Source organism: Methylophaga sulfidovorans (assembly GCF_900114205.1).
GTDB lineage: Bacteria > Pseudomonadota > Gammaproteobacteria > Nitrosococcales > Methylophagaceae > Methylophaga > Methylophaga sulfidovorans.
This window is the reverse complement of the sequence record NZ_FOSH01000005.1, coordinates 55060-70535: the sequence shown is the minus strand read 5'-3', so window position 1 is coordinate 70535 and position 15476 is coordinate 55060. Positions and strand designations below refer to the sequence as shown.

At 41.9% G+C, this 15476-nt stretch carries 13 protein-coding genes; 12 read left to right on the top strand and 1 reads right to left on the bottom strand.

What is annotated here, in order from left to right; genetic code table 11:
- Window positions 1-15 precede the first annotated feature (15 nt).
- Genes rfbF through BM232_RS05300 form a run of 5 tightly spaced genes read left to right on the top strand, consistent with a single transcriptional unit; the run spans window position 16 to window position 6834 of the window.
- On the top strand, window positions 16-786 hold the full coding sequence (gene rfbF / locus BM232_RS05320; RefSeq protein WP_091712164.1) for a glucose-1-phosphate cytidylyltransferase: 771 nt from the start codon (window positions 16-18) through the stop codon (window positions 784-786).
- Window positions 771-1859: a CDP-glucose 4,6-dehydratase gene (rfbG, locus tag BM232_RS05315; RefSeq protein WP_177207258.1), complete on the top strand. Its 1089-nt coding sequence runs from the start codon at window positions 771-773 to the stop codon at window positions 1857-1859. The genes rfbF and rfbG overlap by 16 nt, the downstream gene beginning before the upstream one ends.
- A complete protein-coding gene (gene rfbH, locus BM232_RS05310; RefSeq protein WP_091712162.1) occupies window positions 1856-3499 on the top strand; it encodes a lipopolysaccharide biosynthesis protein RfbH in 1644 nt (547 codons plus the stop codon). Before rfbG ends, rfbH begins: the two co-directional genes overlap by 4 nt.
- A gap of 3 nt (window positions 3500-3502) precedes the next feature.
- Entirely contained in the window at window positions 3503-5023 is a 1521-nt protein-coding gene (locus BM232_RS05305; protein WP_091712160.1) for an N-acetylneuraminate synthase family protein, read from the top strand.
- Window positions 5020-6834 carry a thiamine pyrophosphate-binding protein gene (locus tag BM232_RS05300; protein ID WP_091712158.1) on the top strand — a complete coding sequence of 605 codons (1815 nt, stop codon included), beginning with the start codon at window positions 5020-5022 and terminating at the stop codon, window positions 6832-6834. The genes BM232_RS05305 and BM232_RS05300 overlap by 4 nt, the downstream gene beginning before the upstream one ends.
- Here the strand turns inward: BM232_RS05300 and BM232_RS05295 are convergent.
- Entirely contained in the window at window positions 6805-7335 is a 531-nt protein-coding gene (locus tag BM232_RS05295) for an NUDIX hydrolase (RefSeq protein WP_091712155.1), read from the bottom strand. The genes BM232_RS05300 and BM232_RS05295 overlap by 30 nt on opposite strands.
- 31 nt (window positions 7336-7366) lie before the next feature.
- On the opposite strand from BM232_RS05295, the gene BM232_RS05290 reads away from it, so the two are divergent.
- From BM232_RS05290 to BM232_RS05260, 7 genes are all read left to right on the top strand, one after another.
- On the top strand, window positions 7367-8506 hold the full coding sequence (locus tag BM232_RS05290) for a class I SAM-dependent methyltransferase (RefSeq protein ID WP_091712153.1): 1140 nt from the start codon (window positions 7367-7369) through the stop codon (window positions 8504-8506).
- A 48-nt stretch (window positions 8507-8554) separates the two neighbouring features.
- Window positions 8555-10039: a glycosyltransferase family 2 protein gene (locus tag BM232_RS05285; RefSeq protein WP_091712151.1), complete on the top strand. Its 1485-nt coding sequence runs from the start codon at window positions 8555-8557 to the stop codon at window positions 10037-10039.
- 123 nt (window positions 10040-10162) lie between these two features.
- Window positions 10163-11293: a glycosyltransferase family 2 protein gene (locus tag BM232_RS05280; protein WP_091712149.1), complete on the top strand. Its 1131-nt coding sequence runs from the start codon at window positions 10163-10165 to the stop codon at window positions 11291-11293.
- Between the two features lie 40 nt (window positions 11294-11333).
- Complete coding sequence (locus BM232_RS05275; protein WP_091712147.1) at window positions 11334-12587, top strand: FkbM family methyltransferase; 1254 nt, start codon at window positions 11334-11336, stop codon at window positions 12585-12587.
- Window positions 12584-13483 carry an NAD-dependent epimerase/dehydratase family protein gene (locus tag BM232_RS05270; RefSeq protein WP_091712146.1) on the top strand — a complete coding sequence of 300 codons (900 nt, stop codon included), beginning with the start codon at window positions 12584-12586 and terminating at the stop codon, window positions 13481-13483. The genes BM232_RS05275 and BM232_RS05270 overlap by 4 nt, the downstream gene beginning before the upstream one ends.
- A 39-nt stretch (window positions 13484-13522) precedes the next feature.
- A complete protein-coding gene (locus BM232_RS05265; protein WP_091712143.1) occupies window positions 13523-14638 on the top strand; it encodes a radical SAM/SPASM domain-containing protein in 1116 nt (371 codons plus the stop codon).
- 19 nt (window positions 14639-14657) lie between these two features.
- Entirely contained in the window at window positions 14658-15476 is an 819-nt protein-coding gene (locus BM232_RS05260; RefSeq protein ID WP_091712141.1) for a hypothetical protein, read from the top strand.

Below are 15476 nucleotides of genomic sequence, written 5' to 3'. Positions count from 1 at the left end.
TGTCATTTATAAAATATGAAAGCAGTGATTCTGGCAGGTGGCTTGGGCACCCGTATCAGTGAAGAGTCTATAAATAAGCCAAAACCGCTTATTCAAATCGGTGGCAAGCCAATCCTATGGCACATTATGAAAATCTATTCACATCATGGTGTGAATGATTTTATTATCTGTTGTGGTTACAAGGGCTATCTCATCAAAGAGTATTTCGCGAATTATTTTTTGCATATGTCGGACGTTACCTTTGATATGCAAAATAATAAAATGCATGTACATGAAGCCCATGCAGAGCCTTGGAAAGTAACTCTGGTCGATACCGGTGATGATAGTATGACCGGTGGTCGTATCCGTCGTGTTAGGGATTATGTCAAAGATGATGAAGCCTTTTGTCTGACTTATGGTGATGGTGTAGGCAATATCGATATTCGCACTAGTATTGAGTTTCATCAGCAACATGGAAGTTTGGCTACTGTGACAGCGGCTTATCCTCAAGCGAAATTCGGTGCTTTAGATATTCAAGGTGATCGTGTTGTTAACTTCCAGGAAAAGCCCAAAGGTGATAACGGTATGGTCAGTGGCGGCTTTTTCGTTTTATCTCCCAAAGTCATTGATTACATCAGCGATGACAAGACAAGTTGGGAAGGTTATCCACTGCAGAAGTTAGTAACTGAACAGCAGTTGCGAGTCTTTCGGCATGAAGGCTTCTGGCAACCCATGGATACTCTCCGTGATAAGCAACATCTCGAGCAACTCTGGCAGTCAGGCAATGCGCCGTGGAAAGTCTGGTGATTGATACCCATTTTTGGCAAGAAAAATCTGTTCTGATTACCGGTCATACCGGTTTTAAAGGTAGCTGGCTTAGTCTGTGGCTGACTGAACTTGGAGCGAAAGTAAGTGGGTATGCGCTTGCTCCAAATACTCAGCCTTCAATGTATCAGGCTATCGAGTTAGAGACGATTGTTGACTCGGTGACTGCAGATATCAGTAATTTAGCCAGATTGTCTGAAGTCATGCAGCAAACACAGCCGGAAGTCGTATTTCATCTGGCTGCACAATCACTGGTCAAACCCAGTTATCTTGATCCAGTAGGCACTTATCAAATTAATGTGATGGGCACGGTGAATGTTCTAGAGGCCGTCAGACATTGTCCCAGTGTTAAAGCCGTCGTCGTTGTGACCTCCGATAAATGTTATGAAAATCATGAATGGTCGTGGCCTTATCGTGAAAATGATCGACTGGGAGGGCATGACCCGTACAGCAATAGCAAAAGCTGTGCAGAGCTTGTCACCGACTCATACCGTAAATCCTTTTTTGCTGATAATGAAACGGCCGTTGCTACTGCAAGAGCAGGTAATGTGATTGGTGGTGGTGACTGGTCTGATTATCGCTTGCTACCAGATTTAATAAGGGCAACCCAAACGACACAAGCATTAGAAATCCGCCATCCTGCTGCCATTCGACCTTGGCAACATGTTTTAGAGTCATTATCCGGATACCTCCAACTAGCCCAGAAGTTGTTTGAACGAGGAGATGAGGTGGCAGAAGCCTGGAACTTTGGCCCAGTGCAAGACGATATAAAACCTGTACATTATCTTGTTGAACAAGCACAGAAAAAGTGGTCAAACTTTGAATGGTATAGTCCATCACAGAATGAACATCATGAAGCCAATATACTCATGCTGGATTGTTCTAAAGCAAGACAAAAACTGGGGTGGCAACCCATCTGGCGTATAGATGAGGCTTTATCAAAAACGTTTGATTGGTATGATGCTTTTTATTCCGGTAACAATATGCGTGAATTCAGTTTGCAACAGATTCAGCAATTTGTTCAGGCGACAAAACGATATTCAATAACAGCATGAATCCATTACATACACCTCACACTGAACCTTCAACGATTTCTTTATCGGTTGGCAGTATCTGTGTGGTTAATAAAGCGGCAACGTCACCGACACTGTGTGTTGTCGTAGCTATAGAATCTGCCACAATTGAATGTTATGAAATATTGGCACTAACGGATACTGAAACAGAACTCGAACTGTTTGTTTTTGATGATGACAATATTGGTACTAATCTGTATTTGGACTTACGTTTTCCAGTCTTTGCCGGCCCGCTTGATGTGGCAAGTCAGCAAGGAAAAATTTCAACATTAAACCTTGAAAGACTTTTACGGGCTTTGGTTCAACGTCAGGTAAAACGTTATAGTCAGCATAAATTTCAGACAATGGATTTCCAACCAGGGCAGAATAATGTCGCGGTGTCAGGGAAAGTCTTGGATGGCAATGATATTCAGCATCTAGTTGATGCATCACTTGATGGCTGGCTGACTACGGGGCGGTTTAATGCTCAGTTTGAACAGGCGCTTGCTGAATTTATTGGTGTTAAACATGTACTGACAGTGAATTCTGGCTCGTCGGCAAATCTATTAGCATTGACAGCTCTGACCTCAGCTAAGCTTGGTGAGCGTGCCCTTCAAAAAGGCGATGAAGTCATCACCGTCGCAGCAGGTTTTCCGACTACGGTGAACCCCATTTTACAAAACGGTTTAGTACCGGTTTTTGTTGATATTACCCTGCCATCCTACAATATCGACGTCAGTCAGCTTGAGGCCGCATTATCAGATAAAACGCGAGCCATTATGATGGCGCATACATTAGGTAATACATTCAATATTGATGCTGTTGTGAGTTTTGCCCGTCAACATAATCTGTGGTTAATCGAAGATTGTTGTGATGCTCTGGGGACCAGCTATTCTCCTTCTGTTGAATTAACCGATTATCGTGGACAGCCCATCGCCTTAAATCAGCCTCGGCATGTTGGCACATTTGGTGATATCGCGACCTTAAGTTTTTATCCAGCTCATCATATTACGATGGGTGAAGGTGGAGCAGTTTATACCAATAATGGCCAACTGAAATTGATTCTGGAATCATTCCGTGACTGGGGCAGAGATTGTTTCTGTGAGCCAGGTAAAGATAATACCTGTAATAAACGCTTCAGTTATCAGCTGGGACAGCTGCCCTGCGGCTATGACCATAAATATACCTATTCTCATCTTGGTTATAATCTGAAAATTTCTGATATGCAGGCTGCTGTGGGCTTGTCTCAATTGGATAAAGTCACGGGCTTTATTGAGAAGAGAAAAGCTAACTTCCAACGTCTGTATGCTGGCTTAGCTTCTCTACAAGATTATTTGTTACTGCCGGAGGCAGAGAATAATGCTGAACCGTCCTGGTTTGGTTTTGCTATTACCTTAAAACAAGGTAATCGAGCTGACTTTATTCAGTATCTTGAACAACACAAGATAGCCAATCGACTGGTTTTTGGCGGTAATCTCATCAAACAGCCTTATTTTGAACAGCAAAGCTATCGTCGTGTTGGCGAATTAACCGTCACCGATCAGGTCATGAATGATTCGTTGTGGATCGGCGTTTTTCCAGGGCTATCTGATGAGATGATTGATTATATGGTCGATACTATCCAATCTTATTTCAAAGTGTGAGTGATGACTGACAAAACATCGATGTATCAAAAGTTATTTGTGCTGGAAATGGCCAATAATCACCAAGGTGATATTGCTCATGGCAAGCAGGTTATTCAGCAGATGAAACAGGTTTGTGACGACTTTCCTTTCCAGTTTGCCTTTAAACTGCAGTACCGGAACCTGAAAACCTTTATTCACCCTGATTATCGCGACAGACAAGATATCAAATACGTTAAACGGTTTCGCGATACAGAGCTGGAAGAAACGCAACTACTGGAATTAAAAAAAGCCATTGATGAAGCAGGCTTTATTTCCATGTGTACGCCGTTTGATGAAGCCTCTGTTGACTGGATTGAACAACATGATTTTGACATCTTAAAAATTGCCTCCTGTTCACTTACCGATTGGCCACTATTAGAACGTATCGCTCAATCCTCTTTGCCGCTGGTGATGTCTACCGCCGGTGCCACGATGGAAGAGATTGACAATGTCGTTCAGTTTTTCTTACATCGCCACAAACAATTAGCCGTGATGCACTGTGTTGGTGAGTATCCAACGCCAAGACAAAATCTACAGTTGGGTCAAATTGCTCTATTAAAACAACGGTTTCCTGAGGTGACGGTGGGCTATTCAACCCATGAGGATCCTAATGAGACGGAAGCGGTGAAGATGGCCGTCGCCATGGGCGCGCAGCTGTTTGAAAAGCATGTTGGGGTAGGTGAGCTCAATGCATACTCGGCGAATCCTGAGCAAGTCAGACAATGGTTACTCTCAGCACAAGAAGCATACGCCATGCTTGGCCTAGAGGGCGAGCGTGTGGCGGTGACCGAGACAGAGTTAACCACACTGAATTCATTACGCCGAGCGGTGTTTGCTAAACAAGATCTCGCTGCAGGCAAAGCACTGCAAACAGAAGATTTTTACTTGGCGATTCCAAGTCAGCCAGGTCAACTATTAGCGAACGACTTATCCAAGTACAAACAGTTTGAGTTAAAAGCGGCAGTAAAGGCTAATGGACCTTTATTACTTGAGCAGTTAGAAATTACCGATACCCGTGACATGGTTTCCGCTTCATTATCCAAAGTCTGTGCTTTATTACGTGAAGCCGGCATTGCTATTGCCGATGGGGTGAACTGCCAGTTATCGCATCACTATGGCATTGAGAAGTTCGAAGAAACAGGCGCGACCATTATTGATGTGGTCAATCGTGAGTACTGTAAAAAGATTCTGGTGTTATTGCCAGGACAAAATCATCCGGTGCACGCTCATCATAAAAAAGAAGAAACCTTTAATGTGCTGGCGGGTGAAATGCACTTGCAATTGGGTGATGAATTAAAAACCATAAAAGCCGGTGAAATGGTGACCGTTGAGCGCGGTGTTAAACATGCTTTCAGCAGTGAAACTGGGGCGATATTTGAAGAGTTGTCGACGACACACTTTACCGATGACTCATATTACGACGATAAAACCATTAATCAAAACAGCCGCCGCAAGACAAATCTGATATTTCGTGCTGACTGGCTAACATCGGAGTGGGCATGAGCCAACAACGCGTTGCTGACTATATCTTTGCCCGAGTGGCTGAATTAGGCGTTAAAGAGGTTTTCTTACTTCCTGGTGGTGGGGCCATGCATCTGGTGGATGCGTTGGGGCAGAGTCCTGATATCACTTTCATACCGACTCATCACGAACAAGCTGCAGCGATTGCTGCTGAAGCCTACTCTCGCGTGAATGAAACACTCGGTGTGGCGCTGGTCACAACAGGGCCAGGTGCAACCAATGCTTTAACTGCGGTAGCGGGCGCTTGGATTGAGTCTGTACCACTGCTGATTATTTCCGGTCAGGTGAAACGGGCTGATATGAAAGCCGATACTGGTGTACGGCAAATGGGCCCACAGGAAGTCGATATCGTATCGATGGTTAAACCTATTACCAAATACGCGGTCACGGTTGATGAGCCAGAAAATATTGGACGTTATATTGATAAGGCTTTACATGAGGCCATGAGTGGACGAAAAGGCCCCGTATGGCTGGATGTCCCTTTGGATGTGCAGGCTAGCCTAATCGAACCAGAACAATTGGAGAGAGAAGAGTCCTGTTCGGGTGCTGAATCAGACTGCTCACTTCAGCTGGATGAAGTTATCCAATTAATTCAGCAGGCAGAGCGTCCCATTATTTTGGCAGGTCATGGTATCCGTCTATCAGGTGCAGCTGACACATTCAAACAACTTTATGAAAAAACGGGTATTCCGGTATTAACAACATGGAATTCTTTGGATCTGATTCCATATGAACATCCATTATGTGCAGGTCGCCCAGGTTCAGTGGCACTCAGACCGGCAAACTTTGCCGCCCAGAATTGTGATTTATTGATCAGTATTGGCGCACGTCTGGATAATGTGGTCACCGCCCATAATCCACAGAACTTTGCTCAATATGCCGATAAAGTGATTGTCGATATTGACGCCTCTGAACTGAAAAAACATCAGCTACCCAAAGCCCGTTTAATTCAGACGAATGCCAAAACCTTTATTGAACAGCTTATGGCTGAGGTGAATGACGCACCTGCTGACTATGCTGACTGGATACATAAAATTACAGACTGGAAACAGCGTTACCCACGTTGTGATGGTGAAACGTTTCCTGAGCAAGGTGAAATCAGCCATTATCATTTTATTGATCGACTATCAGCTCATACAGCTGAGAATGAACTGATTATCACCGGCAGTTCGGGCTTAGCTGTGGAAGTGTTTTATTCCACCTTTGTGAACAAAACCGGACAGCGTGTTTTTCTTACCTCTGGTTTAGGTTCTATGGGCTATGGTTTGCCAGCTGCGATTGGTGGCTGTCTGGCCTCAGGCAGAAAGCCCGTCGTTTCGGTAGAGGGTGATGGAAGCTTACAACTTAATTTACAAGAACTGAGTACCTTAAAATCCCTCAATTTACCTATACGCATGTTCATTATGAACAATAATGGCTATGCCTCCATTCGCAACACACAACGAAATTATTTTGATGAACGCTATGTGGCAACAGGGCAAGAAGCCGGCTTACTGATTCCGGATTTAGTCAAACTCGCAGAAGCGATTGGCCTTGATGCTGTTCGTATAAATGACGCCAGTGAGTTGGATGAAAAAATCCAATATGTTCTCAATCATCCAGGCCCAATTCTTTGTGATGTCACTATCATTAAAGACGAAGCGTTATGGCCAAAAGTGTCAGCTATTCCTCAAGCGAATGGTTCGATGATATCGATGCCATTGGAGGATATGTCGCCTTTATTAGATTTGGAGATTCTAGAGAGAGAAATGCTGGTTGGTGTTTCAGAGGCGTCCAAACAAGCTCGTCAGTAGTTTATGTTCTTCAATAAACGGACGATACATTTCATGGACAGGAATAAGATTGTCCGGGCAGGTGGAATGCCATGCCAGATAACCAGCATCATTGGGCAGTAATTGCTTGTTGTCAGGTTCAAAGTCACTTTTAGCTGAGCAGGCATAAAGAAAAGAAATAAAATGACCGCGTGTTGCATGTGGCCGAATGATTTCATTCATCGTGACTGGGGCGGGAGAAAAATCAACTTTTTGGCCAATTTCTGTAAGAGCAACTTGTTCGATACGCTGCTCCAGCGTTTCTTTGTAACGAACAATTCCTCCAGGGATATGCCAGCCCTGTCCTGCGAATTGATCATCTCTCCATGCAAGCAGGGTGCGATTGTTGTTATCTTTGATCAATAAATCTACATTGACGAGAGGCGTGAGTCGGCTGATGAGATGAAATACTTCTAATGGAAGTCCCGTTTCAGGGTTTTCGACGGATTGATCGAGAAAAGAAATAGCCTCAAATAAGTTCATCTGCTACCACAATGAAAGAGTTCGAATAATTATGTTAAGAGAAACTTGTCGCGTTTGTCATCAAGACTTTTATCCGACACCATTACTGGTGTACGAGAACATGCCGAAGTCGGCACAGTTTTTTCCTATCAAAGATGAGTTATCTAAAGAAAAGGGTAGCGACCTTATCGTCAACCAATGTCAAGGTTGTGGTTTGGTTCAACTTAGTAATCCTCCTGTCGATTATTATCGTGAAGTGGTTCGAGCAGCTGGCATTTCAAATGAAATGAGAACATTTCGACAGAAGCAGTTCTCAGACTGGGTAAATCGATATAACTTGAGACACAAACGTGTTTTAGAAGTCGGTTGTGGACAAGGCGAGTATCTAGCAATATTAGATAAGCTGGATATTGATGCATACGGTATTGAGTTCGGCGAAAAGTCGGTTGCCGTTTGTAAGCAAAAGAAACTCAACGTAGAGAGAGACTATATCGAGAACGCTGATTCTGTACTAAAGAATAGTCCGTTTGATGCTTTTGTGATGTTGAATTTTCTTGAGCACATACCTGATCCGAATACATTCTTAAATGGTATTTCTAATAACTTGGCACAGGGGGCGATAGGATTAATAGAAGTACCGAACTTTGACATGATTCTGAGGGAAAACATGTTTTCCGAGTTTATCAGTGATCATCTTTTTTATTTTACTCGAGAGACCTTTATGTCAGCGCTAAACAGAAATGGTTTTGATATTCTGGAGTGTGATGAAACGTGGCACGAGTACAGTTTATCTGCCGTGGTTAAGAAGCGTAAAATAACGGACCTATCTGATTTTTCAGCGTACCAGTCGTCGTTAACCGATATATTGAATTGTTATATTAGTCAATTTCCTGAAAGGTCAGTTGCTATCTGGGGGGCTGGGCACCAAGCATTAGCCGTCATGTCGCTGTCTGGGTTAGGAGATAAAATAAAGTTCGTCATTGACTCAGCACCTTTTAAGCAAAATAAGTACACACCAGCCACACATATTCCAATTGTCTCTCCTGATGCTCTTGAAACAGAGTCAGTCTCTGCTATCGTCGTGATGGCAGCGAGTTACTCTAAAGAAGTTGTTGAGGTTATCAGGAAGCAATATGGTGAGCAGTTCTGCATAGCGGTATTGGAAGGTAATGACCTAGTGGTTATTCAATGATTAACCCTCTATCGTTGTTTATAACATTCAACTGCAAGCGAGTCAGTCGTGGATAAACCCTATATCAGCTTTATTCTTCATAGCATGAAGGAACAGACTTTAAAGCAATCACTAGAAGCCATTTTTACTCAGGCTGAGTTAATAGATTTTGAGGTGATCATTTGTGATGATGCCTCGGATGATGGTGGATGGGGTTTGGCTAGACGAATTGCAAAGCAGAATCAGGGTGTCGTCACTCTATGTCGGAACCATCATCCAATGGGGTATGAAAAAAATAGGCAAAAGGCACTGAAGATTGCAAAGGCGCCATTTTTTGTTGAACTGACATCAGAATTTCCATTTGTTCTCTCACTCATTAAACACGATATTCACCAATTAGAATCAGGTGAGACGCTCAAACATAACCATATCGGTCGACTAAAGAATATAAGTTATTTACCAACGGAGTTTTCCCCAATTACGAGTCCAGTTCATGGAGCTGAGAGTCCTTTGGTTAGCATCTGTATATACAATTATAACTACGGTCGATACCTCAGAGAGTGTCTTGACAGTGTTTTAGCTCAGACATATGAAAATATAGAAATCTGTTTCTCGGACAATGCTTCCACTGATGACTCTTGGGATATCATCAATCATTATGCTGATAACTATCCACAAACCTTTAATCTGACCAGAAGCAGGGAAAACTTTGGGGCTTACCATAATCTATGGAGTAGTTTTCTCAATGTGCAAGGTCAGTTTGTTCTCAAGTTGTGCTCTGATGATGTCATTAAACCAGGCTATATAGAGGCCTGTGTAAAAGCGTTAATGTCTGAGCCTGAGGCCGCATTTGCAATGGTTCACAGGGCAACAATCAATGAAGAAGGAATATATCAGCAGGAAGCCCCCTTCTACGATAGTTCATGCTTTATTTCAGGTGATGAACAAGCCGCTGTTTATATGATGTCATCTGTTAACCCTTCGGTATCTCAAGTTTTTTATCGGACAGAGGTGTTGTCGGATAAAAGGTTACCTGCAGCGCTTAATGAAAGATGGTTCGGTGACAGACTGATGGACTTTCATATTTGTTGTAGTTATCCCATCGTTTATATTAAAGAACCTTTTTTAGTTCAGAGAATCCATCAGCAAAGTGATAGTCAGCGTATTGAGGAGAATTTATTACAGTGTTTGGGGGAGTACGTCTTAGTCCATCAATTGGCGGATATTGCTTCTATTTATCCAGGCATGGAAAAAGCACAAGCACGATTGCCCGCTGCCTTGAATAAACTGGGGAAATTGAGTTTACGTTATTGTCTAAAGCAGTTGTTTATGGGAAATATCACTTTAGCTAACCGTTATTATCATCTCGCCTTGGCAATTGATACCTCATTGAATGATGACGATATGGTGATACAAATTAGTCGTTATTGGCTTCTAAAAACAGAAGCTGAGCGTGAAGAATATCTCAACATTATTCGTTCTCTCTATAGTGACAATATTAAACGAAACTACTCCTATCCTCCTCCACAAGGAGCAAGGCCGATTAGCAGATAACATGGATTGGTTTTATATTGTGTATATAACTGAGTATTTAAAAAAGTAAATAATCATGGCTTATATTTTGCTGAGATATTGGTCTTTAGGGCTTTGTGTCAAAAAAATGTTTGAGGGAAAACAGTGAGGTCTGTGGAAAATCATCTGGAAAGTCAAGTCGGTAGGCCATTTTCTCCTGTCGTAGGGGATATCTCGAATCCACTTGTGAGTATCGCCTTATACAACTATAACTATGGCCAATATCTAGAAGAATGCCTGGAGAGTGTTGTCTCGCAAACTTATGGCAATATTGAAATTATTTTTTCAGATAATTCATCTACTGACGACTCTTGGCAAATTGCTTCAGACTTTTCTAAAAAATATCCTGGCTTGATGACCATGACGCGAAATAGGACTAACTTTGGTCCTGGTGCAAATCTCGAGAACTGTATGTTCAATGCCAGAGGCGAGTATGTTTTGATACTCTGCTCAGATGATGTATTAAAACCGACTTATATTGAGAAGTGCATTGACGCCTTTCGACAGGAGACGATGCTTGGTTTTGTCATGGTTCATAGAGATATTATTGACGAAAATAGTCACTCAAGTACTGAAGTGCCCTTTTACAATCAATCCTGCATTATTCCAGGAGAAGAGCAGGCCGCTGTTTATATGATGGCTGCTGTCAATCCCAGTGTCTCCCAGGTTATGTATCATAAAGAGCGACTCTACACGACACAGGTCAGTATTGGCTCTACGGCCAGCAAGTGGTACTACCCGCGAATCCAGGATTTTCATCTTTGTTCAAAATATCCTATGGCATATATTGATGAACCGTTACTTTCTCATCGGATACATGGCAAGAATGATTCCACGTTTACAGAAAAGCACCTGCTGGAAGTGCTCGGGCCTTATGTGATGAACATTGAGTTTGCGGAAGTGGGTAAAGAGCGTGGCATGGATAAAGTTTACCAACGACTTCTGCCATCCATTGATAAGTTGTCTTCATTGGCGCTCAGATATTGCACGCGATACTTGTTAGCGGATGATGAATTATTAGCAAAAAGATATTTTTATCTATCTGCAGCCTTATCGCCTGACACCACTAATTCAGAACTATTCAAGCAAATTAATTCATACTGGACAGCAACAGGTGACGAAAAGCCTCGTATTCTGAAAGCATTAACTGAGACAGATAACTTAGTCTCCAGAACAGTCTCTTATGATCCACCTGAAGGTTACCGGACATTGAAAGTAAAGGCTTCAGCAATCTAACTATGTGGAAGGCAACGCCGGATCTTCTGAGGGGTAATAAATGACAACAGCAATGGGCTTGATTGCGAAAAAACGCGTGGAAGCGAAAAAGAATCAATTGACGATTATCCAAAGGTTGTTTGGTGAGTCGTTTGATAGAGCTAAAAAAGTATTTATATATGGTGCAGGTATTTTGGGTGGGGAGCTCGCTGAACGTTTACGTCTAGAGAATATAACTCCTCAGGGATTTATAGACTCAGATCTAAAAAAACATAATACAATTCATTGTGGAATTGAGGTAAAGCATATAGATCAATCTCAGCCTATCTGTGATGCATACATCATCATTGCTGTTCATGGTAAGTACGATGAAATTGAAACACTGCTTACTGAAAAAAATTTAAAAAAAAATAATCATATAAAGAGACTTAATCTAGATCTTGATATTTCAGCAAATATCGCTAACCCTACCTTACTAATGTTATCTGGTTTCAAACAAATAGGTAGTCATGGGCTCTTAAAACAGCTAACCCATGATGCTGATATTGTTGAGTCAGTTTATAAAAGATTAGCAGATCAAAAATCACGAGATCTTTATATTTCATTGATTGTGAGTATGGTCGATTATGAAAATATTAAGCTTTTGGCCGGTTTTCTAAGAGACTATAGTGAGCCTGTGTCTAAATGGGGAAATATTGCATTATTTAGCTACCCTGAGTCTCATTGCTATTTTGATAATGATTTGTACTCATTAAAAGAGGGTGATGTGTTGTTGGACATTGGCGCATTTGATGGTTGTTCTAGTGCCGCATTTATTGATAAAGCTGAGTCGATGGGGCTTAGCAGGTTTAAATCAGTGGCTTTTGAGCCTGACCCTAATAATTTCATTTTACTTTCTGAGCGATTCAGGACTGTTGAGCATGTTGAAGTCAATCAACTCGCTGTTTGGTCAGACAGTAGAACACTTAACTTCAGATCTTCTGACTTTTCACCATTAAAAAGCTCTTCCTTGATAAATCAGGACGGTGATATACAAGTAAAAGCGATTAGCATCGATGACCTCAACTTAGAAAATGTTACGATTATAAAAGCAGATCCGTCAGGAAAAGAAGTAGCTTCAAAAGTGTTGGTTGGCGCACAAAATACCATCAACAAGCATAGACCGGTCTTAATTTTTCCCGCTTACCATAATTTTGAAGCCATTTACATGATGGCAAACCAGATAGATAGTCTATTCCCTGATAAATACAACATCTATCTTCGGCACTTGTCCTGGAGCATGGGTGAAACTGATGTGTTTGCTATACCAAAATGAGTGTTGAGTCTAAGCGTATATTGATAACAGGGGGAGATAGTTTTTTAGCAAAAAGCTTTGCTAAGTTTCTTCAGCCCAAAACTGTTTATCGGCTAACAATCTGTAATAAATCTCAACTCAACCTGCTAAATACCCACGATGTTGAGACTTTTTTAAAGCAAGATTCTTACGATGTCATCATTCATACTGCTACATATGATGCAGCCCCGAGAGATACGCTTAATAATCCAGAAAAGGTGCTAGAAAATAACCTGCGCATGTTTTTTAACCTGGCCCGTTGTCGACACTGCTTTGGCAAAATGCTCTATTTTGGCTCAGGGGCTGAGTTTGGAAGAGAGAATTGGTCAGAAAATATGGATGAGTCATGGTATGACCGCTCTGTCCCGACCGATCAATATGGCTATTCAAAATACCTGATGACCCAGTATGCAATGCACACCGATAACGTTTTTAATCTTCGCTTATTTGGTGTTTTTGGCGAGTTCGATAATTGGCGTTATCGTTTTATCTCAAATATCTGTGCTCACGCCGTGTTAGGCTTACCGATACATGTACATCAAAATAGTCTTATGGATTTTCTCTATGCAGATGATTTAGCCCAAATTGTCAGCTGGTTTATTGATAATCAGCCTGCACATCAGGTCTATAACGTCTGTCGTGGCAGAGCTTATGAGTTTATTGATTTAGCTGAGCGAGTACAGGCGATGGCTAATGTTAACGTGGATTTGGTCGTTAACCATTCAGATATCAATAAACGTTATAGCGGTAATAACGCTCGATTACTTCAAGAGTTACCTGACTGTCATTTCACATCTTTAGACGATTCCTTAAGGAATATGTTGATGTGGTATCAGAAGAATAAAGATATTTTAGATGCAAAGCAGCTCCACTTTTAGTGTGAACTGAATAAGCGAACAAACGAAGAGGATAAAGCTATGTTAAATCTAGCTGTAGAACAAAGTGATAGTGTGCTCTCAGCCGATGAACTGGCAAAACGTGAGGGACTCAGGGCCAGAAAGCCTTATGTGGCTGAGAAGCTTGCCAATATTCATGCTATGGAAGGGCGTGGTGAAATCAGTCCAATTATTCGCTTGGAAAAAAGTTATTTATGTAACTTTCAATGTACTCATTGCTCTGCTGAATACTACATGGATCGTCACATGGAAAAAGTACTGCATGTGAAAGATGAGCGTAAAAAAATTGATTTGGATGACATTCGTAAGTTATCAAAAGAAGCAGACGAGCTTGGGTTAGCCCGATTTGTTATCACTGGCGGTGAACCGTTAGTGATGCGTGACCTAGATGAGGTTGTGGCAGCAATTGATCCGGAAAAGCATTACGTTATTTTGGATACCAATGGCTGGTTTCTCGATGATGAAAAAGCTAAACATCTGAAAGAGATTGGCGTTGAAAAGATACAGTTATCCCTTGATAGCTTTATAGAAGAAGACCATGATAATTTCCGTAATAAAAAAGGCTCGTACAAACGTGTTATGCGTGCTATTGATGCAGCCCTAGATGCAGGATTAAATCTGATTTTATCTACAGTCCTTGTCAAAGGTCGGGCCAAAACCGAAGAGTTTCTAGAAATGTGTCAGTACTGCACCGATAAAAACGTCGGATTGTATGTTTCTTATGCGAAACCAACCGGTTCATGTACTGAACACCCGGAGTTTGTTATTGAAAAAGAAGATGCGGATGTACTGCGTCAGTTAGAAAAAGACTACAACGTGTTTACGCATATGACGCCTTCATATGGTTCTCATAAAGGGTGTATCACAGTAAAAGGCATTATCACGGTGACATCTACGGGTGAAGTCACACCATGTCCATATATCGACTTTTCTATTGGCAATCTGTTTGAAACATCACTTAAAGAAGTGCTTGATCGCGGTATGCGTAATCCATGGCTTGGTCCTCATCGCCCCGATTGCCTGATTGGTGAAGATCCTAAATTCATCAAAATCCATACTGAGAAAACAGCTGGTGCCACTCATCTTCCTCTACCATGGGGTGAGGGGTTCTCTGACAATGACTCTCTCACTGATTAATGCAATAAAAGAATAACTGATGAGCCTAGAAGTAAAAATAAAATCACAGGAAAATGAAATGCCCGAGACAAGCCCATTATTTGATGAGTTTGGCCGTTGTTTACCAACCGGAATCAATGCCCCAGCCCATCAGAAAACACGCCGTTACTTCCTGATTGATAAACCGGATATAAATTATTCAGCGAGTTATGAGCGTTTAAATCAGGCTTTTTCAATCAGTGATGCAATCTCTCAAGAACAGTATGAATCTCGAGTAACATCAATATTGGCTGAAATTGCTGACAATAAGTTGATGAAGCCAATTCTGAATGGAGCCATGGCGCCATTCATCCTGCCTAAAGCGGTATATGATGATATAGGGCAGGCAATGGAGTCGACTTTTTTACCCGCTGTTCAATCGGCGTTTAATTCTTTTTTTCCTGACTATGATTTTAAAAATCATTCTCCTAGATCTTTAAATGGTCAGTTATCAGTGGCTCCAGGCTCTCGGCATCAGCAGGTACTGGACCAGATGGCTAATGAAGTCGTAGTGGGGGTGTATTTCCCATGTTTATCAGAGTACTCAGTGCCAGCTGCCATTGAGAGGATGGCGACGTTACCTGAACAGTTTTCCCTTGCTGGTGGTTTTGATACCTCTGCAGCATTTGTCAGCATGCCCGACTTACTTTTCAGAAAAGAAGGTTACCCGCCATTGTTGTGGTTATCGGGGTTGGTTTCTACAGAACAGAATGTAGCTTATCACTTTGAAGCCTATGGTTATGATCTGACTTTCAATCGTCGTGTGCATTTGGGGCAGGTGGCTGAATATTGGTCTAGTGGTCTGGTCATGATCGGTTAA